This window comes from Bacillus sp. A1, from assembly GCF_042296235.1.
Taxonomy (GTDB): Bacteria; Bacillota; Bacilli; order Bacillales; family Bacillaceae; genus Bacillus; species Bacillus velezensis.
This window is the reverse complement of the sequence record NZ_CP141181.1, coordinates 1,064,647-1,088,344: the sequence shown is the minus strand read 5'-3', so window position 1 is coordinate 1,088,344 and position 23,698 is coordinate 1,064,647. Positions and strand designations below refer to the sequence as shown.

The 23,698-nt window shown below is 39.6% G+C and carries 26 protein-coding genes and 2 pseudogenes; 6 read left to right on the top strand and 22 right to left on the bottom strand.

Annotated elements, in window-relative coordinates; genetic code table 11:
• Positions 1 to 28: 28 nt before the first annotated feature.
• From U2H13_RS05620 to U2H13_RS05610, 3 genes are all read right to left on the bottom strand, one after another.
• On the bottom strand, positions 29 to 1,507 hold the full coding sequence (locus tag U2H13_RS05620) for a monooxygenase (protein WP_376700722.1): 1,479 nt from the start codon (positions 1,505 to 1,507) through the stop codon (positions 29 to 31).
• 144 nt (positions 1,508 to 1,651) lie between these two features.
• Positions 1,652 to 2,167 (bottom strand): signal peptidase I, encoded by a 516-nt coding sequence (gene lepB, locus U2H13_RS05615; protein WP_003155158.1) that lies wholly within the window; start codon positions 2,165 to 2,167, stop codon positions 1,652 to 1,654.
• Positions 2,164 to 2,790 carry a TVP38/TMEM64 family protein gene (locus U2H13_RS05610; RefSeq protein ID WP_156735226.1) on the bottom strand — a complete coding sequence of 209 codons (627 nt, stop codon included), beginning with the start codon at positions 2,788 to 2,790 and terminating at the stop codon, positions 2,164 to 2,166. Before U2H13_RS05610 ends, lepB begins: the two co-directional genes overlap by 4 nt.
• 153 nt (positions 2,791 to 2,943) lie before the next feature.
• Here U2H13_RS05610 and U2H13_RS05605 point away from each other — a divergent pair, with 153 nt between their 5' ends.
• The 4 genes from U2H13_RS05605 (at position 2,944) to U2H13_RS05590 (ending at position 5,448) form a co-directional block, all read left to right on the top strand.
• On the top strand, positions 2,944 to 3,303 hold the full coding sequence (locus tag U2H13_RS05605) for a hypothetical protein (protein WP_012117241.1): 360 nt from the start codon (positions 2,944 to 2,946) through the stop codon (positions 3,301 to 3,303).
• A gap of 120 nt (positions 3,304 to 3,423) precedes the next feature.
• Entirely contained in the window at positions 3,424 to 3,624 is a 201-nt protein-coding gene (locus U2H13_RS05600) for a DUF3311 domain-containing protein (protein ID WP_003155162.1), read from the top strand.
• Complete coding sequence (locus U2H13_RS05595; protein WP_015388467.1) at positions 3,621 to 5,090, top strand: sodium:solute symporter; 1,470 nt, start codon at positions 3,621 to 3,623, stop codon at positions 5,088 to 5,090. The genes U2H13_RS05600 and U2H13_RS05595 overlap by 4 nt, the downstream gene beginning before the upstream one ends.
• A gap of 40 nt (positions 5,091 to 5,130) precedes the next feature.
• Positions 5,131 to 5,448, top strand: coding sequence for a YbjQ family protein (locus tag U2H13_RS05590; RefSeq protein ID WP_003155166.1), 318 nt, complete (start codon positions 5,131 to 5,133; stop codon positions 5,446 to 5,448).
• 32 nt (positions 5,449 to 5,480) lie between these two features.
• Here the strand turns inward: U2H13_RS05590 and U2H13_RS05585 are convergent, their stop codons facing one another.
• Positions 5,481 to 5,750 carry an excalibur calcium-binding domain-containing protein gene (locus tag U2H13_RS05585; protein ID WP_003155168.1) on the bottom strand — a complete coding sequence of 90 codons (270 nt, stop codon included), beginning with the start codon at positions 5,748 to 5,750 and terminating at the stop codon, positions 5,481 to 5,483.
• Between the two features lie 195 nt (positions 5,751 to 5,945).
• Here U2H13_RS05585 and U2H13_RS05580 point away from each other — a divergent pair, with 195 nt between their 5' ends.
• Entirely contained in the window at positions 5,946 to 6,656 is a 711-nt protein-coding gene (locus U2H13_RS05580) for a YrpD family protein (RefSeq protein ID WP_003155170.1), read from the top strand.
• A gap of 253 nt (positions 6,657 to 6,909) precedes the next feature.
• Here U2H13_RS05580 and U2H13_RS05575 read toward each other — a convergent pair whose 3' ends face one another.
• From U2H13_RS05575 to U2H13_RS05495, 17 genes and pseudogenes are all read right to left on the bottom strand, one after another.
• Positions 6,910 to 7,419 carry a MepB family protein gene (locus tag U2H13_RS05575; protein WP_154817817.1) on the bottom strand — a complete coding sequence of 170 codons (510 nt, stop codon included), beginning with the start codon at positions 7,417 to 7,419 and terminating at the stop codon, positions 6,910 to 6,912.
• Positions 7,420 to 7,541: 122 nt separating this feature from the next.
• Complete coding sequence (locus U2H13_RS05570) at positions 7,542 to 7,913, bottom strand: iron chaperone (RefSeq protein ID WP_376700721.1); 372 nt, start codon at positions 7,911 to 7,913, stop codon at positions 7,542 to 7,544.
• A 26-nt stretch (positions 7,914 to 7,939) separates the two neighbouring features.
• Positions 7,940 to 8,308, bottom strand: a complete 369-nt coding sequence (locus U2H13_RS05565) for an iron chaperone (RefSeq protein WP_022553588.1) — start codon at positions 8,306 to 8,308, stop codon at positions 7,940 to 7,942.
• A gap of 145 nt (positions 8,309 to 8,453) precedes the next feature.
• Positions 8,454 to 8,618 (bottom strand): annotated as a pseudogene (locus U2H13_RS05560) (competence protein); the annotation flags it as partial.
• A gap of 383 nt (positions 8,619 to 9,001) precedes the next feature.
• Complete coding sequence (locus U2H13_RS05555; protein ID WP_376700720.1) at positions 9,002 to 9,820, bottom strand: TIR domain-containing protein; 819 nt, start codon at positions 9,818 to 9,820, stop codon at positions 9,002 to 9,004.
• 344 nt (positions 9,821 to 10,164) lie between these two features.
• Positions 10,165 to 10,329, bottom strand: coding sequence for a hypothetical protein (locus U2H13_RS05550; protein WP_263121754.1), 165 nt, complete (start codon positions 10,327 to 10,329; stop codon positions 10,165 to 10,167).
• A gap of 137 nt (positions 10,330 to 10,466) precedes the next feature.
• On the bottom strand, positions 10,467 to 10,874 hold the full coding sequence (locus U2H13_RS05545; protein WP_185650147.1) for a hypothetical protein: 408 nt from the start codon (positions 10,872 to 10,874) through the stop codon (positions 10,467 to 10,469).
• A 228-nt stretch (positions 10,875 to 11,102) separates the two neighbouring features.
• Positions 11,103 to 11,576 carry an SMI1/KNR4 family protein gene (locus tag U2H13_RS05540; protein WP_289414568.1) on the bottom strand — a complete coding sequence of 158 codons (474 nt, stop codon included), beginning with the start codon at positions 11,574 to 11,576 and terminating at the stop codon, positions 11,103 to 11,105.
• Positions 11,577 to 11,600: 24 nt separating this feature from the next.
• Entirely contained in the window at positions 11,601 to 13,529 is a 1,929-nt protein-coding gene (locus U2H13_RS05535; RefSeq protein ID WP_376700719.1) for a T7SS effector LXG polymorphic toxin, read from the bottom strand.
• An 89-nt stretch (positions 13,530 to 13,618) separates the two neighbouring features.
• A complete protein-coding gene (locus U2H13_RS05530; protein WP_376700718.1) occupies positions 13,619 to 14,593 on the bottom strand; it encodes a hypothetical protein in 975 nt (324 codons plus the stop codon).
• A gap of 15 nt (positions 14,594 to 14,608) precedes the next feature.
• Positions 14,609 to 15,304 carry a hypothetical protein gene (locus tag U2H13_RS05525; protein ID WP_263121876.1) on the bottom strand — a complete coding sequence of 232 codons (696 nt, stop codon included), beginning with the start codon at positions 15,302 to 15,304 and terminating at the stop codon, positions 14,609 to 14,611.
• A 60-nt stretch (positions 15,305 to 15,364) separates the two neighbouring features.
• Positions 15,365 to 15,916 (bottom strand): hypothetical protein, encoded by a 552-nt coding sequence (locus U2H13_RS05520; RefSeq protein WP_263121875.1) that lies wholly within the window; start codon positions 15,914 to 15,916, stop codon positions 15,365 to 15,367.
• Between the two features lie 438 nt (positions 15,917 to 16,354).
• Positions 16,355 to 17,167, bottom strand: a complete 813-nt coding sequence (locus tag U2H13_RS05515; protein WP_376700717.1) for a hypothetical protein — start codon at positions 17,165 to 17,167, stop codon at positions 16,355 to 16,357.
• Positions 17,168 to 17,593: 426 nt separating this feature from the next.
• Positions 17,594 to 18,031: a hypothetical protein gene (locus U2H13_RS05510; RefSeq protein ID WP_069448644.1), complete on the bottom strand. Its 438-nt coding sequence runs from the start codon at positions 18,029 to 18,031 to the stop codon at positions 17,594 to 17,596.
• The gene (locus U2H13_RS05505; protein ID WP_045508937.1) at positions 18,024 to 20,162 is read right to left on the bottom strand and encodes a site-specific integrase; all 2,139 of its coding nucleotides are present in this window, start codon (positions 20,160 to 20,162) and stop codon (positions 18,024 to 18,026) included. The genes U2H13_RS05510 and U2H13_RS05505 overlap by 8 nt, the downstream gene beginning before the upstream one ends.
• Before the next feature lie 5 nt (positions 20,163 to 20,167).
• Entirely contained in the window at positions 20,168 to 21,247 is a 1,080-nt protein-coding gene (locus U2H13_RS05500; RefSeq protein WP_052364747.1) for a site-specific integrase, read from the bottom strand.
• A 541-nt stretch (positions 21,248 to 21,788) separates the two neighbouring features.
• Positions 21,789 to 22,232 (bottom strand): annotated as a pseudogene (locus tag U2H13_RS05495) (competence protein ComK); the annotation flags it as partial.
• Between the two features lie 315 nt (positions 22,233 to 22,547).
• Between U2H13_RS05495 and U2H13_RS05490 the strand changes: the two are divergent.
• Entirely contained in the window at positions 22,548 to 22,781 is a 234-nt protein-coding gene (locus U2H13_RS05490) for an IDEAL domain-containing protein (protein WP_007610478.1), read from the top strand.
• A 30-nt stretch (positions 22,782 to 22,811) separates the two neighbouring features.
• Here the strand turns inward: U2H13_RS05490 and U2H13_RS05485 are convergent, their stop codons facing one another.
• On the bottom strand, positions 22,812 to 23,669 hold the full coding sequence (locus U2H13_RS05485) for an SDR family oxidoreductase (RefSeq protein ID WP_007610477.1): 858 nt from the start codon (positions 23,667 to 23,669) through the stop codon (positions 22,812 to 22,814).
• Positions 23,670 to 23,698: the final 29 nt, after the last annotated feature.

Genomic DNA, 23,698 nt, shown 5'->3' with positions numbered 1-23,698 from the left:
AACAATCACACAGGCGCATAAAAGGGTATCAGATGAATCCCCATCTCTCCAAACCGGCCAGAACGGCTTCTTCCGCTTCACGTCCCGAGCGGCCGGCTGCCCATGCCGCGTGGCCGTCCGGCCGGATTAAAACGGTGTGAACATCATCCCAATCGGCACGTGTTTCAGCAAGCTCCGCCCTGACAGCAGCCACGCTGTCCGTATCAATACCGGCGGGAATGCTCCCTCTTAATGACAGAAGCACAAAGCCGCCCTTGCGGAGAAAATCATACAGCCGGGCCGGCCGCCCGTCATGAAGGGTCAGTTCGATATCCGGCAGGCGTTTTCCGTTCAGCGTATGCGGCGGCAGCTCCGCATCCGGTTCATAATGCAGATCAAGCGCGGATACTTTTCCCGCCAATAAACGGTTGGACTCCTGAAAATCCAGCAAAGCGGTCATCGTTTCTCTTAATGCCATCCCCGACTCGGTAAAATCCATGAGCTTGATCTGCGTTTTGATATTGTGCAGCACTTCTTTTCCTGTGCTGTGCCTTTCCTGATGATAGCTGTCCAGAAGATGAGGCGCCGCTTTTCCTTTCATTTGCGCCGCCAGCTTCCAGCCGAGATTGACGGCATCCTGAAGCCCCGTATTCAGGCCTTGGCCGCCTGCGGGAAAATGAATGTGCGCCGCATCCCCGGCCACAAAAACCCGGCCGGAGCGGTACTGCTCAGCCTGACGCTCGGCATTGCCGAACCGCGACATCCATACCGGATCACTCAATCCGAAATCAGTGCCGCATATCCGCCGCAGGTCTTCTTTCAGCTCATTTTCGGTGACCGGCTCTTCCTTCCGCTTTTGCGGGACGTGCGGAGAAACGATGAGGACGCGGAAAAGTCCGTCCGTAAGAGGGATAATCACAACCGATCCCTCCAGGCGGCACGTTGAAAAAAAGGAAGATTCGGGCGGATGTTTCAAAGCGGCATCACAAAGGGTTCCTGTTAAGTCGGCATCTGTGCCCGAAAAAGCGATGCCCGCCTGTTTCCGGACAATGCTCCCCGCCCCGTCTGTACCCGCGGCATATAAGCTGTGAAGAGTGCGGATTCCGCTTTCGTCCCGGAACACCGTCTCCACTCCGTCATCCGTCTGGGTGACAGCCACCGCTTCCGCCCCGCGGATGATGTCTGCGCCGAGACTTGATGCATACTCCTCCAAAATCCGCTCCGTTTCTGCCTGTGGCAGCATTAACGAATAATTCTGCTTCGTATCCAGCCGAGAAAAATCCAGCCGTGTATCCAGCATGGAAAAATGGCCGGAAGACACCTTCGTCCCTTGATCCGCAAAGCGTTCCAATATGCCTCTCATGGCAAAAAGCTCAAGTGTGCGCGGATGCATGATAAGCGCTTTGGAATATGGCACCGTCTTCTTCAATCGTTCAATGACAGTCGTTTTCACTCCGGCCAGCGCCAGTTCTGATGCAAGCATAAGCCCGACCGGACCTCCCCCGATAATGGCAACCTGTGTTTTCATCTCATCAGCCCTCTTTCCTTTTTTGTTACACGCGTAACAAAACCACTAAAAAATAAACGCCTCCTTTTTTGTTTCGCGCGTAACAATTTTCATTATAGTCTTTCCTCCGCTTTTTGACAATCATTTCCGAAAAAAAGACGCCGTTCACTTGGCGTCTGATTCACTGATGACTCCGACAATGTCTTTATCCTTAATCGGACCGAAATGACGGCTGTCGAGGCTGTATATGCGGTTGTCGCCAATAACAAAGTATTGTCCCTTCGGTATGCTTTTGCGCCCGGTCGTTTCCTTCAGCGTATAATCACCGGTCACATGGCTCCCGGCGGACAATGATGACTTTAACGGTTTTAAAAACGGTTCCGCCACCCGTTTTCCATTCACATACAGCTGATCCTCCCTGTATGCGATTGACTCGCCGGGGAGCCCGATGACACGTTTGATCAGCACTTTGCGGTGCGGGCCTTTAAACAGAACAATATCGAAACGGCGGATCGTTTTGTAACGATGGGAAAACTTGTTGACCATCAGCTCATTTCCTTGTTTAAAGGTCGGATTCATGCTGATTCCTTCGACTTTATAATCAATAAAAATGGCATTCTTTAATTGTATGGCCAAAACAACGATAAGCACGCCGGCTATAAACCAAAATCGTTTTTTCAAGATTCCTGTCTCCCTCCGTCTTTCTCATGCTGACTGATTCTCGTCTGTAAACGCCGTTCGATATGCTTTCCGGCATACCACAGCACCGCGATCACCATTATGGCGCCCGCCATCCTGAAAGGCTGTGTCATGAGTGCGTGAAGATCATACCCGATAAAACTGATCATAAAGATCATAACCATTTTCCCCATCGCGGCTGCTGATATAAACTGCAGCGCCCCTACCCGTGACAGACCGGCAACGATATGAACCGCAGCGGACGGCGTAAAGGGGAAGCAAAGTAAAATAAACAGCGGACCGAAACCGTGCCGCTCAACCCAGAGCATCATCCGCCTTATGGTCTGATGCCTGCGGATGAAACCGAAAGCTCTCTTCTGTCCGAAACGGCGGACGGCATAAAACATCAGCATCGATCCTGACGCAGACCCGAGCCATGACAGAAAAAAACCTTCCCACAAACCAAATGCATTCGTATTCGCCACCACAAATACAACGAGCGGCAAAAACGGAAGAAACGCTTCAATAAAAGGCAGTGCAGCCGCAGCCGCCGGGCCGAAAGCTCTATAGCTTTGGAACCATTCCGTCAGCTGTTCCTCAGTCAAATATGATAAAAATTGCTCCAACGTTTATACTCCTTAACGAGTTTGTCTATCCTTATTCTACACATTATCTCCAAAAAACGAAAATGTTTACGAGATTTTCCGACTTGAAATATCGTGTAAGCGAGTATAAAATAAGAACAAATGTTCTCTTTTTTTAAGAAAGAAGGAGTATTTATGCCTGACATTCGGAGCGGCACCCGCGATCTCATCGAAAAAGGGCTGTTTCTGCCCATGGCGGCTGCCATCCTGAACCGGGACCTCGAAGCGCTTGATTCGTGCCCGTTCAAATTAAAACAACCCTATAAACAGCTTATCAGCTGCTCTTTAAAATTAGCACAAAAGGATTTGAGTGATGTTCGAAAAGAGTTAAGAAAGCGTAAAATTAAAATATACGAAGCGGAAAGAGACGAAGCATTTACGCTTTATATATGCACCATTAACGGCTATGAAGAAAAACACCGTTATTTCAACCCGAGAATACGGGAACAGGTCACCGCCTTATTGGAATATTACCTGTCTCTTGCGACCATTTAAAAAGCAGCCGGGACTGCTTTTCCTTTTTAAAAAATAAAATTCAGACTATTCACACTATACATTCGACATGATTTTTTTTATAATCGGGACACGCTGTTTTCAATGAAAAGGAGGAATGTTATGAAACTGATTCATGTTCTCGCCGCCCTGCCCTTTTTCGGAATTCTCGCCGGCATTCCATTTGCAAACCGGGTGACGCCTTATGTTTTCGGAATGCCTTTCATTCTCGCATATGTCGTCATCTGGGCGGTGCTGACTTCCGTTCTGATGGCCGCCGTTTACAAATTGGACAAAGAAAACAAGGCGGGTGAGACGGAATGAATGCAGCATTTCCCGTAATGGCCGCCGTGCTCCTGTTTTGTGTATATCTCGGAATCCGGGCCCGAAAAGGAAAACATATGGACCTTGAACAATGGACGGTGGGCGGACGCGGCTTCGGCACGATGTTTGTCTTTTTATTAATGGCGGGAGAAATATACACGACCTTCACATTCCTCGGCGGAAGCGGATGGGCTTACGGAAAAGGAGGCCCGGCCTTTTATATTATCGCGTACGGCTGCCTTGCCTACATTTTGTCATATTGGCTTCTGCCAGCCGTGTGGACTTACGCCAAACAACACAAACTGATGTCGCAATCAGATTTTTTTATTTCAAAATACAACAGCCCGCTCCTCGGCATTCTCGTATCGCTCGTCGGCATCGCATCCCTCATCCCCTATCTCGTTCTGCAGCTGAAAGGGCTCGGATTAATTGTTTCAGCAACGTCATACGGACAGATTCCGCCCTCCGCCGCTGTCTGGATCGGCGCTGTCTCCATCACAATTTATGTGATGATTTCAGGAATCCATGGTTCAGCGTGGATATCCGTCGTCAAAGATATCATGATTTTAGGCATCGTCCTGTATTTAGGCATTTATCTGCCCATTCATTACTATGGCGGGTTTACGGAGATGTTCAAACAAATTGACGCCGCAAAACCCGGTTTTCTCACGCTGCCGGAAACCGGACAGAGCGTTTCCTGGTTCAGCTCAACGGTTTTGCTGACCGCCCTCGGCTTTTATATGTGGCCCCATACCTTTGCCGCTTCCTATTCGGCGGAGCATCCGCGGGTGTTTCGGAAAAACGCGATCATCATGCCTCTTTATCAGCTCGTCCTGCTGTTTGTCATCTTTACCGGATTTGCGGCAATTCTGCAGGTGCCCGGTTTAAAAGGGGCGGACACGGATCTCGCCTTATTAAAGCTGTCTGTGAAAACCTTTGATCCCTGGTTTGTCGGACTGATCGGATCGGCGGGCATTCTGACGGCGCTAGTACCCGGTTCAATGATACTCATGGCCTCAAGCACGCTGTTCGCCAAAAATGTGTACAAAGCCATTCTGCCCGGCACGACTGACGAAAAAGTCTCACGGCTCGCAAAATACGCCGTACCCGTCATCGCGCTGATATCCGTATATTTTACGCTGAAAGGCGGAAATACCATCGTCACCTTGCTTTTAATGGGCTACAGCCTTGTCACCCAGCTTTTCCCCGCCCTCTTATTCAGCCTGCCGAAGCGGCGTTTCATCACAAGCCACGGCGCTTTTGCCGGCATAACGGCCGGGGTCGGAACGGTGGCCTTCATTACGCTGACCGAATCAACCGTCGGAACCCTCTTTCCGTTTCTTCCGCAGATCGTTAAGGATATGAATACAGGCATCATCGCGCTGGTTCTGAACATTGCCGTCATGTTTGCAGTCAGCGCCGCAGTCAGAAAAAAACAAATCAGCGCAGCCGAAAAGGCGGCTTAATGATAAAATAGCGGTAAGACACATGAAGGGGGAAAGCCGCATGATCATGACAACGACCGAAACCGTCGCCGGAAAACAGATTACGGAAGTAAAAGGCTTAGTGACAAGCAGTATCGTCCAGTCCCGTCACATCGGAAAAGACTTGCTTGCAGGCTTAAAATCTGTCGTCGGCGGCGAATTAAAAAGCTATACCGAAATGCTGGAAGACTCCAAAAAAGCGGTGAAAGAGCGGCTGATCAGAGAGGCGGAGCAGCTCGGAGCGAACGCCATCGTCGGCCTGCGGTTCGAACTGACCGCTGGACAGAACACATCCGAATTAATCGGATACGGAACCGCCGTCACCGCCGAATCCATTTAAAAAAACAAGCCTCTTTAAAGAGGCTTGTTTTTTTATTTCTCACATGCGATATAGTCTTTATCCCGGTCAAGTCTTTTATTTGCATTATAAAGCGCTTTTGATACATACGGCTTGTACTTTGTTCTGCCGCCCTTGTTTTTCACTTTCGACGATTTGGCCACGCCGCCCTTATACACCTTATTCAGCGCCTTGCAGTTTTGATACGTTTTTACCTTTGTTTTCGCTTCTGCCGTCTGCCCCGCTCCGTATGAACAACCGAACACCAGGCCGAAAGACAAAAGCACAGCTGCCGTCTTTTTCATTTCTATCCTATCCCCTTTCCTGAATCATGCTGTATGGCTGAACATATCATAGTTCAAATAATCTCCATTTACAAGATAAATAGGAAAATAGTTTTAATTTATGTCCGCCCGTATATCTTTTATGGAATTTTTCCCAAAACCTTTTATAATATGAATTGATAGCGCTATCTGACTATGATGATAGGAGGAGAAATGATGATGAAAAAAGGGCTTGTTGCGGGTGTTCTCACTACAGCCGTTCTATTCGGCGCATGTACGGCGGATATTCCGGGGGTGATCAGTCCAAATACGGCGGAAGCGGCGTCCCAGCTCAGTAAAGGAATCGGCGGAAGGGCCTATCTGAACAGCACGGGCTCAGTTCTCGTCACGAAAATTCAGCTTCCAAGCTCGATTCAGGTGTCAAATGGGACAGCCTATATTTACTCAGGATTTACCGGAGGCACAGAGGCTGATATCGGGCTTCAGTACAGTGACACCTATCATGTATGGAAACCGATCATGAAAGTCGGTTCAAAGGGACAAGGCCAGGTCCGGTATCTGGAAGGAGAAAGCCAATTCACCTATACGAAAGGCTTCCGACCCGGCAGCACCGTACAGCTGACCATTTACAAAAATCTGAACGGCAATACCCGCGCCACATATTGGGGCACGAATAATGACGGATACACCGGCCGCATCATCTCAGAACTCGCCCAAACAAATGTAGGCTCTGTCTCAAAATGGAAAGCGCTCGCCACCGTCGCGGTCACATCAGAGGATCAGCGCCCTTACATCAAATCAAACTTCTCAACAGCCTTTACGAACATCACGATCGACAATAAAGCAGTCACCCCTGTGATTGATACACAGGATTTTGCCAAATTGACAGTGTCAGGCAGCAGCGTCAGCATGTCTGTCGTCAAATAAAGAATGTTGAACGCACGATTTCTGCCATCGTGCGTTTCGTGAGGGTCTGCCATCGTGCGTTTCGTGAGGGTCTGCCGGATACGCAAATCCTTTATTTTTCGGATTACGTTTAATAAACAAACTCTGTTACATTCAAAATGTCGATTTCTATATAACAATTAGAGGAACCTCATTTGTTGAGGTTCCCCGTTATTCTCCAACTCACGCACCGGTTAACTTCACATACTGTCAGCCGGCTCAGGGCTGTCCAATTTTAGTTAGAATATAGCTTTAACAGGTCTTGTGCTGGAAAACGATCTGCATCGTTCGCCTCTACAAAATATGCCAACTGCCATTTTTGTGTTTTGATAGCTTGTTTGCTAGTGGGATTTTCCCATTTAGGGTAAACTCTAATTGCCATTTTTCCTTTTGCAGCGGCTGTTTTAAGGATATTTTGCTTTACAAGAACTTCTTTTGGAAAAACAAATTGTCCAAAATGATGATTACCGGCAAAAGTATTGATAACCAATAAATCAGCAGCTTTTTCATATGAAAAGGCGTGGTTTTTACCATCTCCATCTTTTTCCCAAAAAGCAACAAACTGTCCTATCTTGTTAGGCGTTATTTTTGCGACTCTGAATCGAACTGATTTTGAATGCAGTTGAAACATACCGGCCCCATACTCTGAATTTTGAGCTTCTTCTTGAATATCATGTATCGTTAAGTGATTTGGTTCATAAAAAATTTTATTTACATGTGTTAACGCCTTATAAAATTCATTCACTGCTTCGTACTCCTTATTTTTTATAGTACGTCATCCATTGCTTCTTGATTAAAATGGGCTGATCATGTGTTTCCAATAAAAAAACAGCCCTCCTCAGGGTTGTTTTTTTAACATTTCTTTCATTATTTCCGCCAAAATGCTGAGCAGTCCGCCTTATCCTGAATATTGAATTGAATCATGCGTTCAAGCAGCTCATAATGCACCGGTTCAGTCCATTGAATTCTGAACAAACGGGAAGTAGCGCTGTAGCCGGCACGGGCAATGTCGTCGGCAAAATGCGCAATTCCAGCTTCTTCGGGGGAAACACTTACATGATGCTTTGCTGCCGCAAAGCCGATAATAAAGGTGCCGTGATCGGTAAACATCGGCGTGTTCCACTTGATCTGCGCTTCTAAGTTCGGAAATTGGCCAGCCGTCCACGACAGGATTTCCTCCATTCGCAGACGATGATCAGGACTGTCGATACTTGATAAATAGTCTTTGAAAACGCCCATGTCTTCCTCCTTCAACATCACGTCCGCTAGCGCCAAAACCCCGGATTTTCAGCTTTTTCCTTGATGTTAAATTCGATGATCTTCTTAAGCAGATCATAGTGCACCGGATCAGTCCATCGAATTCTGAAGAGGCGCGAAGAAGCGCTGTACCCGGCCTGGGCGATGTCATCGGCAAAATGCTCCATCGTCTCTTTTTCAGGTAAAATGCTCAAATGATTTTTTGCCGCGGCAAACATAATGATATAGGTGCCGTGATCGGTAAACATCGGTTTGTTCCACTTGATCTGCGCTTCTAAGTTCGGAAATTGGTCAGCCGTCCACGACAAAATTTCCTCTGCTTTGAGACGGTGATCCGGGTTATCGATTCCTGATACATATTTTGCAAACACATCCATGCCCATCTCTCCTAAAATGAAATATCATTACTCTTTACATCATCATAGCCAACAGACGGACACGATACAACTCTGCCCGGGCATGTAAATCGAAAAAAGCCCTCCCCAAAAGGAGAGGACCCGTCCCTTCACATCACAGCTTTCTCTAATATCTCTCCCCCAGCTCCCGCAAAATAAAGTCGTAGATCATTCTTGTCCGCTCTTCCTTCGGATACAGCATGAATTCCTGCCGCTTCGGGATATGGCTGCCCATCCTGTCCTGAAAAGTGGTTCTGAGATAGGCGGTTCTGTAAACCTGATTTTTTATATTAAAACTCTTAGCATCTAGCAATTCCCTTACTCCCACAAGGGATCAATCCTGTTGTTGCACAAATAACTTGGACAAAGAAAATCCAATAGAGATTCGAAAATGATTATTATACTAACGAAACATTTTCAACGATAATTATACAGGGATTTGTAAAAGGGTATTCGCAGACGATTATCGGAAGAGTTCGTATCTAAGCTAAGACGAGCTACCTAAATCCAAATGATAAATCAAATAAATGATCTCCGCAATTCGGATAACTTAACGTCTTACTTAAAAAGTTCTCGTCTATATAGTAAACAAATCCTAACAACCATGTTATATAGCTTTCCCAACCAAAAAAAGCTCTCCGAAGAGAGCTTCTAAAAAGTCTGATCTTTATGAGCTTAATTAAATAGGGTCTCAATGTTCACATTATATCCCGCGCTTTTTAACTCTTTAATTATTCTGATCTTCCATCCATCATGTTCATCCATTGCTATGTATACTACTCCTGAAATATCATTAGGTGTTTCAATCTCCCCTTTAACAAGGGCAGCAATACGGGATCTTCCTAATCTACCTATTAGATACCCATGCTCAAAAACCACATTCTGTCTAGCTCTATCGTTTAGATTATCTTCTAGACCTTTTTTTGCACCTACATCACACGCTGTATATAAAACAATCCCATATCCAACATCGGCATTTTTTTCAATCTTTTCAATTATTGTTAGGCCTTCGTTCGCAGTATCCCTCAAAACAACGGGTTGCAGCTCTAACTCTCTAATAAATGATTTAGCTTTACTCAAAGCAGCCTCATCATGACCATGAACAATAAACACTTTAGTATTGTCTTTTTCAGACACCCGTTCCTCAGCAATATTTATCTCTAATTGTCTCTCTGCTTTCAAAAACATTTCCTTAGTAATATCGCTACAGTGCTTGTCACCCAAGAAGATGTTGTCCTTACCCATAAAAATAAAAAGTCCTTCCGGTCTATTATAGTCATTTTCCCAGTCTACTATTTCCTGAATCTTCTTTTGTGTTTCCTTTATTAGTATCCTTGCTATGTTTTCAACCTCAATAAAATATCCATTAAAATGAATTCTTTCTTTTTTAAAATACGGTATTAATACTGAGCTTAAAACCTCTTCTTCACATTTATCGTATTCAAATATCCGACTATTTTCTCCATATCTCTCAATCATCACATGTTTGTACACTTTGCTCTAACTCCCATCAAAATTAGTATATACAAAAACAGATCGGAAATATTAATAACCAATCTGACTTTTGATAGAGGTTAATTAACTCTAGAAGCAACCTCAAAGCTTTCGCTTCGTAAAAGGTCTAACTTCGTATTATTAAAAATAAAATTCCACTATTCTTGAAATTGTAATTATACCCGCTATCGTTAGGATTACGCCTCTCAACTCTTTAACCCCATCACCTTCCATGGAAAATTATATCATCATTTTCCTGAGTAGAAAGCGAATTCAGACAAAAAAATCATTTCAAGTAAACTAGTTGCTTTTTCCGTTCACAAATAAAAGCCCCGATTGATTTATCAGGACTCCGCATCATATATTTCTTTATTTTTCATTTTATTCTTCATCTTCATTAAGCGGTTCTGAATTTCCTTTGATTTTATTGAAATTTCCTCTAACGCATTTTCATTGGCTTCTCTAGTCACCTCTTTAGGTGTTGATCCGATATATACTGCTTTTGACAAACAGACACCTCCGTAAAATTAATAAATCATTAACAGCCTAATTATAGCCAAAGCAAGTTAATTTAAACTCGGTTCATGATATTATGTCTATTGTCAAAAACTCTTATATTTTGATTTAAGCAGTTCCCCTAAACCATTCATTTTTCATAATAACAGTAAACCTCGTCCCATGGACAATCAGTAAAGTTGAGCTCAGTTTGTCGTTTCTCTGCTTTGTTATAACAAGTGATTTTTTTCGCATATTCTTTATTTAAATGGTCTCCAACAAAATTGTTGAAAAGTACTTCTCCTTCGTTTTTTTCTCCATAACTTAAACAACCCGAAAATCTCATGTGTAATTCATCAGTGAAGAGGTAAGTTTTATATCTCATGTTCGTTGTACATCTCTGATGAATAATCTTGAGTATATCGTCAGCAGCTTCCATTATAATTTGCTGTACGAGATAATTTTTACTTCCTCCACTTCCTTCTTCTATTGCTATTTGAATTAAGCCCTCAAACTCTGGAAAGTCGCCTTCAATTGGATAGGATTTAATTACAACCAAATAATTGTCTCCTCTCTATTAAAGCCTGCACTGTTAACTTTCAATTAATCCTTTCAAAAATATTTTCAATTCCAATTACCATTTTTTGTATCTATCCCATTTGAATTATTCTGCATTTTTATCTGTTTTCCTCCTTTTTTGATCTGCACTATAAAAGCAGTTCTTCCAGATAAAGATTTCACCTTAATTAAAAAAGACGAGGATTTCTCCCCGCCTGAATTGCAATCTTTATTCGCCTAACATTTCAAGAAATTCAGCAAAATTATTTGCCACCGGATAAGTTACAGGAGCAAACTCCCCTGATTCTTCATGACTCCATACACACACTGCAGGTTCGTTCCTATTTGATCTATAGTCCAAACAAACAAAATCACCTGCAAAGAGAACGGCGATTGGCAAAATCTCAACTCCAACTAAATCCTCGTCATCGATTATTCTCTCATCTAACTGTGACATGGTAGCCCCTATATCGTACCACTCAAGTTCACTTTCACCTGTGATTTTTAAAATACATAGAAACCTATCAATGGCATAGTTATGCCCATTACATAAAAATTGGCTTTCTAAAGGTATTCCTCCACTATTTTGTTTAATAAAGGTTTTATAACTTTGAGGTAAGGTTATTCTCCATTTTCTTTCTTTTTCATCCAGCAGCTCGTCTGTTGGAAGTGGATTTATAATTGAATTTTCCTTCATATCCATAAGTCGTTACCTCCAAAAAAATTTTTATCGTGGTGCATCCGCCCACATCCCTTTCGTTCTGCCTCCATTATGGATTGTAACATTATGAATTCCAAACGGGACTAACTCCATTATCCCAGGAAATTCAGTGTGATGCCAAGTCATGCCATCTCTGTGACCACCAATTGCTTTATCTAAATAATCAAATTGCACCTTATCAGAAGCATGCCACAATTCTTTTGGCAACGGAATTGTCTTTTCTACAACTCCAGCACCTTTGAAATCAGCAAACCCAAATGGCATCCCCTCTACTTTTTTTACTTTTATATTTGGGATTAACTGATTTGTAAGTGCTTTTTCTTTTATCAATTTCTTCTGCTTTCCTGTTAAATTTTCTCCACCTAAGATTGTATCATCCCACGACCATGGTTTATTAGAGTTTACTGTTTCTTTATATAATTGTGCATAGTCATCTACTACATCATCAAAATGTTTATTTCCACTAATAAATTCTTCAATATTTTTTGTGTCTACTTTTTTCGCTAAGTCAGCTTTTTTAAGTCTGTGCGCGGGCTTTTTAGTAACTTTTACACCAGTATTAGCACTTTTAGCCATCATCATCAATTTGTCTTTTAAACCTAAGCCGTCAACCGCATTATAAGGGACCTTTCCTATTCCTGCACCTGCTAACTGATGTTTTGAGGCATAAGGAAGCCACTCTGCTAAAGATATGTCTTTAACCGTTTGTCCGGCCTTGGTCACACTAGTTTTTACTGCTGCCTTTGTAGTCGCTACTCCTGTTTTGGTTATAGATCCAGCACCTTTTGTTCCAAATATTGAAGTTACAACAGTCCCTACAGCATAAGAAACCCAATGTGCTCTAGAATATGAATCTCCATTTACCATATCTCGCTCATACGAGTCGGATATGGATTTTGCAATCATATTGTATGTATCAACAGGATGGATGACGGCCGTTACAACAGCTTCAATCGTACCTGCTGGATTGACCACCAAATCGTAGATGCCAGTGACAAAATCCTTCCCTACATCGTAAAGCCCAACCCCTACTCCTTTTGTAACGTTCCAGACCTGATTTCCTAATTCCTGTTGTGACTTTGCTTGAAGTAGTTGTCCATAGTAAAGTTTTTGATCAGACGTCAGATTTTCATAACCGACTTCAGTTGCAATGTCGATATAATCATCTACTGATAAATCCCCTGGCTTGTCCAATTTAGCCTTTAACTCTTTGATTCTACGTTTCTCTGCTTCTTCCTTTTTAATGCGTAAATATGTTTTCACTTCTGCATCAATATGTTTATGTGCTTTATATACTTCTGATTCATGAAACTTATTCGCATCATAATACATCGGTAGTGCTGATTTTCCTCTTCCTGTAGCAGCCATCAATGCAGAATAGAAAGATTTGATATGCTGCTCAATAGGTTCAGATTTGGCATATTCCATCACTAGTTCATGATCCAATTTATAAACAGCGTCTATTGTTTCTCTTCGGACTTTGTCAGCATCATTAAGTCGATCATTAACTGGCTCACTTGAAAACGGTGTTAAATGAATAATGTCGCTAATACCAGCAAATATTCCGGAAAGATCCTGCTGTTGTTCGTCAATAATAATACGACTGTTTTTGATTCCCTGTTCTAATTGATTTTCGACAAAATGTTCATCAACAAATGTACCACCAGCAAGCCCCATATCTTCCAGCTTTCCTTCAATACTATTGAAAAAGACGATCTGCATCTCAGTGAAGTTCATATAAGTTTCGGTGTACAATGCTAAATCGTTAAAAAAAGCTTTAATGTTATCTGCGCCTCGGCCAGTGAAATCATCACCCAGATTAGACACATCTTCTAATGATTTCTTTAAATCGGATAGTTCTTCACGAAGTTGTTGATATTCTTTGGAGCGTTGTTGTGAGGACGTAATAAGCGATTGTGCATCAAGGATTTTCATAAAGAACTCTCCCTTAATTTAATAAACATTGAAGATAAAAAAACTAAAAGCCCTTATTATTAAGGGCTTTTTATGTACTAACCTTTATTTCAATTATTTAAGTTAGGTCTCCCCTGTTCAACTTCATTAACTAGTCTATCCCTTAAATATTGTAAAAAATCCGATTTTATTTCAGGCGACCAATCAGATGTTTTTACGGCAGTTTTATAACAATCAATAATTATGGGTATTAACTTCATGTAAAGAAAAATAGCTATAGCATTAGTTTTATGCTCCCCAGACAATCTTCTTAGGATACCATTATAAGATTTTATCCAAAACATAAAACTTCCAGTAAGTTTAAGTTCCACTAAAACATGCTCTCTTCCAACCTGTACCTTTGCTTTTAAAGATTTTAACTTAGCATTATTTATTAAAAATGCCGTAGTAGTATACAAATTATCAATACCATTCCCTGCGCCAGTACAAGTATTTTTACCGTCGCCTTCTGAACCAGAATACTTTTCGATATCTGTAATAAAAACTTGTTCCAATTTTGATAAAGACTGATTTCGACTATCTGGATGTAAGTATTGTTTAGCGAACCAAAATAATAGGTCATCGCAAATATCTAAATTTAAATCTGAAACTATTCCCCATGTCTCAGGCGTAAAGAAACTTTTCATAGGCGTTTTAGCATTATGCAGTCCACAGAAAACAATTGCATCTACTGTTCCATCATATTCAAAAACCAATACTTTAGACTCATTAAGTTTAATCCGCTCTTGTCGATCAATCAGCATCTCACCCGAAACCCAACATTTTGTATTCTTCGGACTCTCTGTCAATAAGTTAAAAGAAATATAATTGATATTATTGAATCCCTCTAGATCAACAATGTTTTTTTGAAATAAAGGAAACTCATCAGAATATTGCTCTACTCTTGCATATAAAGTATCTGACAAATTATCTACTGTCTTTTGTCTAGACACAATTAAATTGTTTCTAAGCGTCTCAATGAAGTTATCAATACTTTCATAATTGTAAAATCTAAATACTGAAAAAGTGGTTGATTTATCAGACATAATATATCCTTTCTGCTAATCAAGCTTCCTTGCGTGGATAACATATTCCTCTTCTTTTAAATTGTAAAAAACAAAAATTATTATACAAATAAGGAAGTAATAGAGTTTATTGTTTGTTCTCGGGACAAACGAGGGAATTATAGCTCCATCAAGTCTACTTGTTGCACTAGATATAAACCTTTCCTTGATAATAAATTTAGATTTGGCTGACTTTTTTTGAATATACTTGTCCAAGCTAATTGTAAAACTATTCTCTTGAGCATTTTCACTATTTTCTTCATAAAAAGAATCTTTAATTGCTCCCTTAGGGTAATTAGTGTTCTGATCCCAATCAATCTCTAACCAATAGGGAAAGGACACAACAATTTCAAGACCCCCCAACTTAGTGATTAGATACTTTAAAAAAGACCATCTATAGTTAATAGCACAGTCGATTCTCAGAGTTATTGGACTATTTCTCTCTGGTCTATAGTTTATTTCACCTTGTGAAGCAAACTCATTATCATACACTTTTGAAGAGAAATCAGAAACTTTTCTAAATAATTCACTGATTAAACTGATGATAACTGTACATATTGATACATTCAAAGTAAATTCGAGTGATTCTTTACCATCAAGATGTTCAGTCATTTCTGGAATAAAAAAAGTGATGATATGAGTGAGATTTAGTTTATAATTATACACCAATATAATAGTAAGTATCGGACTCAATAAGGTAATCCATTTAAGTAATTGATTCCTAATTCTTAATAATAATTCTAACAGAATAAATCAGTCCTCTAATATAAATTCTACCAAATTCTGCAACTCATTTGAAAAGTTTTGAGTAGTTGTTATGATCCCGTTATTATAAAAATTCACATTAGAATAAATAGGGTTATCTTTTATTTCCATTTGAATTTTAAGATCTTCTATATCTATCCCTTCGTCCGATACAATCCAATCCAATTCTGAAAAGAGCTTATCTCTATACAGCAATTTTATTTCTTCAGTTCCATCGTTAATTTTATCTAAATATTTCTGTACAAACTCATAGCTATCTTCAGGTACTATTTTAACGAAATTTAGATCTTCTATATATATATTATATCTTAAGCAATATTGTATTATTTTCAAAAATTTATTAGGGTTTAAAATTACTTGTCTTGATCTTGTTGTTCTCATAAAATTTAATACATAACTGTAACTCACATTAGAGTAATTATATCTAACACCTATATACCGATCTGTAAAAGAAATTATATTTTCAGCCTCAAACTTATCCTGAATTTCTGAAAGTGTTGTTTTATTGGCAATCTCATATAATTTTATCTTAATGACCACGGGTTTTCCCCCTTCTGATAGGTATAGTTTATTTTATTATCAACTACCCTAACGTATACAAATTTTCTATATACAGAAAATTTCATTTCGCGACACTTTTCACTTAAAGTAATAATCCTTTTAATTCTTAGGGAATCATTTTAAATTAAATTTCATAAAAAAGGAAGTCCTATGCAGAATTTGTCGAACGCTTTTATATTCATAAAAATCTTCATTCATTACCAGCGTAGAATATATGGTTAAAGATTTTTAAGCAATGTAGCCTTATAAAACTTTATTCTCAATTCTTTTTCTTAGCTTTTTATAAAGTGTCAATAACATAGGTTACTTATACTTTTCCCGAATTTTGTCGAAAAATATCATGTGCATTCTTCGAATTCGTTAACATCAAAATTCTAATTATTCTATTTTCCAAACTTAACTAACACCAATCATAGGTTAAAATAAATGTTGTTTAACAACTTTAATCAGCTTCTCATCGGTTAAGAATATGGTTTCAGCTTTTTCCCTATCTTCAGATTCATAGATAATAATAAAACACTCTTCATTCTCTATTATTCTCATTTCCCAATTAATTGTTTGATATTTGTATACCTTCTCTAACACTTCTTTTAATTCATCTTCGTATTTGTTTCTGTCTTCGTATACCCTTTTTGCCGCAAAATAAAGTTTATTTACTAATCGTACTGTTAACCTTCGGTACAACAAATATAAACAGATTAAAACCACAAAAATGCCTATTATTCCTATGTGTTGCAGCATCGTGTCCATAACAAAAGAATCAACTTCTTTAATTGCCTTAGTTAATAACTTTTCTGTTTTTTCATCCGGGTTTAAAAACCCAGAATTGGCACTCACTTCTCCGCTTCGTCTCAGTTCTTTAACTTTATTTTCAATCTCGCTGGTGAATAAGTTCAATCTAATATTTACACGTGCTAAAATATATGACAGACACGCAGTAGCAGACGAAATAAAGGCTATACTTATAACAACAGATTTTGAAGTGAAATTATTTTTTCGTTCATATTCATCAGATAAGTCATCCACAATTTGAGCTAATTCCTTTATTTTTATTTTCCAAAAAAACTCTTTAATTTGATTCATACGTTCACTATTTAAAATTATCAAAGATAACATGTTCTTTTTTGTCTTATACAGAACATGAACTGATGCTATAGTATACGTTTTCTTTGTCTTCTTGTAATTCAAAATTAAAATATATAAAATAATCAATACCACTATTACCCACATTTAATATCCCCCTTAAAAAATGATGATGACTAGTCCGTCCATTTATTTAATCGTCAAACTAAGATACCTTTTAAATACCTTAAAATAAGATAATCCCTATAAAAATCACACCTTTTCTCTTTTCTCACCTGAGCCTATGAGATCTCTGTTCGTTTTTCCATCTTTTGCTTCTTCATTTGAAAAAGCAATTGACTTTCACTTCTTCATCAGTTATTCTTATAAATGAATCAAAAAGTCCGTCTATAACCTTACTACAGAGGTAAACCGTTTATATAACGGTTTCTGCGTCTTCAACAAGAAAAAGAGAGCGTGCACACCACTGCAGCTCCCTTTAATAAAAAATTACATATACTTAAATGTTATATCACAAGATTATTTTGGCGAATAATTTTGTGGTTTTTTGTCATTTTCTCGTTACAAAAACATCTAAAAAAATTTTTTAGACTTCTTAAAATGCTCTCCATGCCACCTATCCTCATTATCTGCAATATAGTCCAGCGCTTTCAACAAGACTCCAACAACCTCTTGCTTTGTCATCTTCATAAACTTTTTTTCAGCAATTTTTTTATCTCTGCTGGATTTAATCTTCCTGAAGTAGGCATCATCAACTTCAAGTATTCGATTCTTTTTGTCATTTAACCGTTTCTTTTTCCTATACGATATACTGTATTCCTGATAGTAACAATAAAGGTCAGTATTTGTTTTCACAGAGTTTGGATGAATTCCTTTACTTGTTGGATCAAGTTCCTTTGTTCGTTTACTTATACTCTGCCGGGTTACAGGCATTCCCTCTTTAACTAAGGAATCAATCGCTTTTTTTCCTAGTTGAAAGGTACGATCCCAACTTGATCTACGTTCATTCATCTTTTTCTTTTTGCGGAAACACGATTTCTAATTGAAAGTTGCTTTCTTTACGGTATACTTCAATTCCTTTAATCAATTCAAGCTCCCGTTGACCATCTTCCCTCATCTTTCGTATTTTTTTCAATTCAAACTGCAAATTCCATTTGTTATAAAGCTCCTCTGTTCGGTAAGTGTTCTCCAAAATGTCGAGCAACTCTTCTTTTTTATCGGGTTCTGGTATTTTTGCCTGACAGCCAATACAAGCCATGTTTTTTGGACAAGCATCATTAGTCACACAGATTCCACCAGACACCTGATTATAAATGCCGACTTTTTCTTCTCGTTTTTTTAACTCTCGATCCAATTCAGGATAGTCTTTTCTTTTCTCATCAATATTCTCAAAAGACGCATCTAGGTCTTGATAGCGATTCATTAAACCGATAACCTGACTGGCTGTAGGTTCTGCGTAATAGCCAGTAACTTTCAAATTCTTTTGATGCATGATTTTTCCCACAACAGGTAATGGAATAGCAAATCGATTCACAGCTTCTGTAGCAAATCCGTGGCGCAACCCATGAGATTTGACTACTATCTTCTCACCTTCAATTGTACTGCAAGTTATTCCATGCAGTAGCAGTTGCATACATGCATTGATTGCTGTGCCATTAAGCAATCTTCTATTATATTGAAACAAGTACGGCCTTGGCTCCGAAAACAAATGCTCTCGTATATATAATTTATACGGAACAAGTGGAATTTTATCACTTTGGTAATGTTCTTTAAGCATTTCTCTCACTTCACTAAATAGCTTCATGATATCTTCTGTCACAATGTATTCTTGGCGATCGGTATGCCCTTTCGGTACAACGTGAAAAGAATAAATCAATTTGGATTTATGCTGCACTAATTGAATACACTCTTTAGTGTATTCAATTTGTACAAGTTCATTTACCCTCGCCCCATTCGTCGTATAAATATTAATAGCTAGTAGCCCAAAAATAGCAGCTACATACAACGGCTCGATATCAATAAGCAAACCTTCTGCCTTGTCTTGATTTTCACACAAAAAACTATTCTGTTTGAGTATTCCTAAATGACTCGTATAAAATGCGGGAATAACAGCATTTCCCCTTTTAGAACGATGCTCGTATCCCCATGAACGCAGGATGCTGTTTTTCTGCTCCGCAACTTTTGGATCTTTTGTGCTAAATGTACCGATTAGATCGTTATCGATTAGTTCTTTAAACCATAACCCCTCAACTGGATCATCGGACGAACCTTTTTTCTCAACTTTAATAAGTTCAAGAAAAACAAATTCTTTTTTAAACACATCTAACCTTAGCCTTGCTGCTTTTTTACGATGATCATTGAATTGATCTGCATGATGTAAGACAAACGATCGTCTATCCCATAAACGGAAAAAATAACGTTCACCGATACGACCAGGTTCATCATAATAAAAATCTATAGGATACTCACCGTTTGCTTTTTTAACCGCCTTCCTAAAAGCTTCACGCATACGTTTAAGCTTTTGCCATCTTAAGCTCGATTCAGCCCTTATTTGAGGCAATTGATTAACAATAGCATCTGTCTCAGCTTTCCGATTAATTTTGCTTTTCATATATACTGTCTTCATATACGGAAAATCACTGTAATGAAAAGAGCAATGCGGAAAGAGATATTTCTTAAAGTATTCCTTATCACGCATACTTAATGTGTCATACCAACGGCCAGAATCCAGATTTGCGACATGATAACTGCAATAAAATTGATAAAGCTGAGAATCGCTTAATTCATGCTTTATGTTCCCTTTTAAAAATGGATATAGATGATCGTTTATGTTAAAATCGGTAACCTCTTTTAAATTGAAGTAATTAAATAAAATATCTAGGTTTTTTTTGATGGTATAAACATTTTTTCGAATATATGGTGGAGATATATTTTTCCTCGTTAACAATAACGCAAGCAATAATAAATGATTTGCGAATATTGATTTACGAGTATTGTCACGCAGCATTCTCAAATTTGTTTCATACATCTCATCCAAAAGAAAACCATCATTTCCTCTTTTCAAAAGCAAAATTCGTTCGTCATAGTAAGGCTTTAGCTCATTATAAAATGATGTGCTTGGTGTTTTTAAGCTGGTATCCATAATTCTCAATCCAATCCATCCAAAAATTCTTGTATCTCTTTATCCTGTACAATAGGTTCAGAGTCTGATGAATGTGGATTTTCTGCATTTCGACGTAGAATTTCTTTTCTGTTTTTTAAATAATACGCTTCATCTTGTTTCATTTTTTCATGTAGATCCAGCTGCATAACCCGATTCGTTTCATTCGTAAAATGGTGTTCATACGCCCTAATTGTATCTTCATGCTTCCATTTCATATAGACTCTGAACTCCGATATCATACGAGCATACTCATCAGGATTTCGAGCTAACTCTTTTATCATTCTCATTCTTGCTGTTGTAAACCAATGACGTGTTTTATGTGGGTTTAATTTAATTCCTGCAGCTTCCATTGCCCCATTCCAGTGATAATACCAAGCTTGGTATGTTAAAGGTGTTCCTTTCGCTGAAATGAATAAAGGCTCTTCATCAGAAAGCTGCTCATATTTCACTTTGTTGACTGCATACTTCTTACGCTCTCTATTGACGTACCTCATCAAAAGCCTAGCCGTATCTTGTTGAAAAATAATGAATTTAACTCTTCTACCGTAGCTTCCTTTACTAAAAGTGTTAGCTTCATTACTATTTGACCGGCTTCGATAATCACCTATTGTCAACCCTATAATTTCAGAAATGCGAGCTCCTGTTTCATACAGAAGCCTTGCAATCACTATTTCCCTCAATGTCCATCCATGTTTTTTGCCTGCTTCATATGTCAGAGTTGGCAGAAATTTATTATCAATAATTTCCGGAGTCCATGCTCCTTTAGCGAATTTAAAATAGGAGTCCGTTTCGCGTCTAAATGATAACTCTTCCTCCGTTCCAGCCATGTGTGGAAGCCTGGGTGCATCCTTACGAACACCTTTATATCTTGACTTTTCAATTTCAAGTTTTGAATAAATATCAATCAACGGGTTTACATAGATATAATCTTTTTGCTGAATCATGATTGTGTAAAACAGTTTGATAGCTGACAGAAACGTACTTACAGTCTTTGGACTTTTGTGCGTCGGGTTGACATATTTAAATGTGCTCGTCCCCAGAATCTTACAACCCATTCGATCCATCAAATAATACTCAACACATAACCGTACTTCTTCTTCAGGTCCGTTTCATGGAAAATCCCGTCCCACTGTTTTTGTATACTGTTCAAGCCAGTTAAAATAATCTACAAGCCTATTAAGGTATGTCTTGGCAGTATTTGAAGCATAACTTGAACAATGAAAGTAAAAAGTAGTCAGCGGCATGAAAGGTTCCTTGTCCGGCGAAAAGACCATTAGTTCATACAAGCTTTCAATACCTTTTGGGCAAGTCCATATATAATATCGGCTCATCTAATCTCACCCCCTCCCGTCCTTTATAACCTGCAAGGAATACTTTTCCAAGCAAGTTCGCAAATCATTATAGCAAGCATCATAAAAACATGTAAAGATGACTATTTCTACAAGCTCACACATTTAATTTCCAACCTAATGTTATTCTGATATAACTTAATTAAGTTCATTTACACAAAAAAAGAGCATCAGCTACTCTGCTTTGCTCCTTTGTCCAAGTTATTTGTGCAACAACAGGATTGATTCCTTGTGGGAGTAAGGGAATCATCTTTTTTGCACATTTTAGGTTTCTGTTCTCAAAAGAATGATAGGATACTTCCAGTTCCATCGTTTTGCCGTTTGAGAACGTGACCGCTGTATCATCAAATGCCGTCGGTTGAAAATCTTTAACGTGCACATGCGATATCCAGCCGCATTGAGGCCTTGCAGAAGAAAGTGTAGGGAATAAAAAGATGTGATTTGAAGGGTCCACCATAATCGGCGGCTTGTGAGAAATTTTAATCGCTTCATATGTTCCCGCTTTTCTCCCGGCATAGCTGGAGCCAAAGTAGCGGCAGCTTCTGTCGATGATGTGAATCGGCTTCATGCTGACATACAGAATGCAGTCTTTTTCAATGACCTTCGACCCCATTTTACCGTCTATTTCCTCAGGCAAAACAGCGATGGTTGAACGATTTACTTCGTAGCTTTCTAAGGGTGCGTGTGTTTTCTGGCACATGATGTGCATCCTCCAATCCTTTTCTTGAAAATTTATACTAATAATCTATCATCTGTCATTGGAAAACGACAGGTTTTTTTCGAATATAGCTAAAAATCACCTTTTAAAGATGTAATTTAGTCTTAAATTACTATTTAAATATTATTTTTCTTTTTCGTTTCATCTCATTTATACAATGATCATTTACGTTTTTTCGTCAATTTGCAGGATATGTCGATATATTTCCAAGTATTAGTTGTCTAAAGATTATAAAAATTAATTGATTTTTCCGGCCGTTATCCATATACTATAAAAAAGGCATTGGGGGGATTCTTTATGAAAGAGAAAAAGTCGTACACTGAGCTCATGAAGTCCCGCAACACGCAAAAAGCAAACGAATTCGATGTGACAATGGCCGATATTTACATTCAAATGGTGCTTGATGAATCCTTGTATAAACGCCGGATCGCCATGCTGACAATGCAGATTAATAAGGCGCTTGATGATAAAAATAAAGAAGCGTTCCTCACGCTTTCAAAAGAATATGCCGCACTCAAACAGAGTGAATAAGCCAATCCATATGGATTGGCTTTTTTTACATTATCCGTTTACGATGGTGCCGCCGTTCACATGAATCGTCTGTCCCGTGACATATGAAGAATCATCGCTTGCTAAGTACAAATAGCTCGGCGCCACTTCAACAGGCTCTCCCGGGCGCTGCATCGGCACATCTGAGCCGAAGACTTCCACTTCCTTCGCCGAGAAGCTCGCCGGGATCAGCGGCGTCCAGATCGGCCCCGGCGCCACTGCGTTTACCCTGATGCCCTGAGTGACAAGAGATTGGGAAAGAGATCTTGTAAACGTGACGATCGCCCCTTTTGTCGCTGAATAGTCAATCAATGTTTTGTGGCCTTTATAGGCGGTAATGGAGGCCGTATTAATGATTGAACTTCCTTTTTTCAGGTGAGGGAGCGCGGCTTTCGTTAAGTAAAACATTGAAAAAATATTCGTCTGAAACGTTCTGATGAGCTGGTGGCTCGTGATTTTCTCAATCCCCGGCTGCACGTGCTGCTCACCCGCGTTGTTGACCAGGATGTCAATGGAAGGAAAGGCTTGGCCGGCCTGGCGGATGACATCGTTGCAGAAGGCTTCGTCGCCGACATCCCCTGCGATCAGCAGACACTTCGCCCCCTCTTTTTCTACATATTGCTTCGTCTCTTCGGCATCCTGATGCTCATCAAAGTAAACGATGACCACATTAGCGCCTTCCTTCGCGAATAAAACGGATACGGCGCGGCCGATCCCGCTGTCTCCGCCCGTGATGATCGCCGTTTTCCCTTCAAGTTTTTTCGCCGCTTTCGGTTTGTCAAAAACGGGGCGCGGGTCCATTACATATTCAAAGCCCGGCTGCCGGTTTTGATGCTGCGGCGGCAAGGTTTTCTTCTTCTGATTCGCCATTTTGATCACTCCTTTACATTAATTACTAT

Coding starts and splice junctions, on each gene's coding strand:
- U2H13_RS05620 (WP_376700722.1), bottom strand. CDS start 1,507: ATGAAAACACAGGTTGCCATTATCGGGGGAGGTCCGGTCGGGCTTATG.
- U2H13_RS05605 (WP_012117241.1), top strand. CDS start 2,944: ATGCCTGACATTCGGAGCGGCACCCGCGATCTCATCGAAAAAGGGCTG.
- U2H13_RS05600 (WP_003155162.1), top strand. CDS start 3,424: ATGAAACTGATTCATGTTCTCGCCGCCCTGCCCTTTTTCGGAATTCTC.
- U2H13_RS05595 (WP_015388467.1), top strand. CDS start 3,621: ATGAATGCAGCATTTCCCGTAATGGCCGCCGTGCTCCTGTTTTGTGTA.
- U2H13_RS05590 (WP_003155166.1), top strand. CDS start 5,131: ATGATCATGACAACGACCGAAACCGTCGCCGGAAAACAGATTACGGAA.
- U2H13_RS05585 (WP_003155168.1), bottom strand. CDS start 5,750: ATGAAAAAGACGGCAGCTGTGCTTTTGTCTTTCGGCCTGGTGTTCGGT.
- U2H13_RS05580 (WP_003155170.1), top strand. CDS start 5,946: ATGATGAAAAAAGGGCTTGTTGCGGGTGTTCTCACTACAGCCGTTCTA.
- U2H13_RS05570 (WP_376700721.1), bottom strand. CDS start 7,913: ATGGGCGTTTTCAAAGACTATTTATCAAGTATCGACAGTCCTGATCAT.
- U2H13_RS05565 (WP_022553588.1), bottom strand. CDS start 8,308: ATGGATGTGTTTGCAAAATATGTATCAGGAATCGATAACCCGGATCAC.
- U2H13_RS05540 (WP_289414568.1), bottom strand. CDS start 11,576: ATGGATATGAAGGAAAATTCAATTATAAATCCACTTCCAACAGACGAG.
- U2H13_RS05535 (WP_376700719.1), bottom strand. CDS start 13,529: ATGAAAATCCTTGATGCACAATCGCTTATTACGTCCTCACAACAACGC.
- U2H13_RS05530 (WP_376700718.1), bottom strand. CDS start 14,593: ATGTCTGATAAATCAACCACTTTTTCAGTATTTAGATTTTACAATTAT.
- U2H13_RS05515 (WP_376700717.1), bottom strand. CDS start 17,167: ATGTGGGTAATAGTGGTATTGATTATTTTATATATTTTAATTTTGAAT.
- U2H13_RS05510 (WP_069448644.1), bottom strand. CDS start 18,031: ATGAATGAACGTAGATCAAGTTGGGATCGTACCTTTCAACTAGGAAAA.
- U2H13_RS05505 (WP_045508937.1), bottom strand. CDS start 20,162: ATGGATACCAGCTTAAAAACACCAAGCACATCATTTTATAATGAGCTA.
- U2H13_RS05500 (WP_052364747.1), bottom strand. CDS start 21,247: ATGGATCGAATGGGTTGTAAGATTCTGGGGACGAGCACATTTAAATAT.
- U2H13_RS05490 (WP_007610478.1), top strand. CDS start 22,548: ATGAAAGAGAAAAAGTCGTACACTGAGCTCATGAAGTCCCGCAACACG.
- U2H13_RS05485 (WP_007610477.1), bottom strand. CDS start 23,669: ATGGCGAATCAGAAGAAGAAAACCTTGCCGCCGCAGCATCAAAACCGG.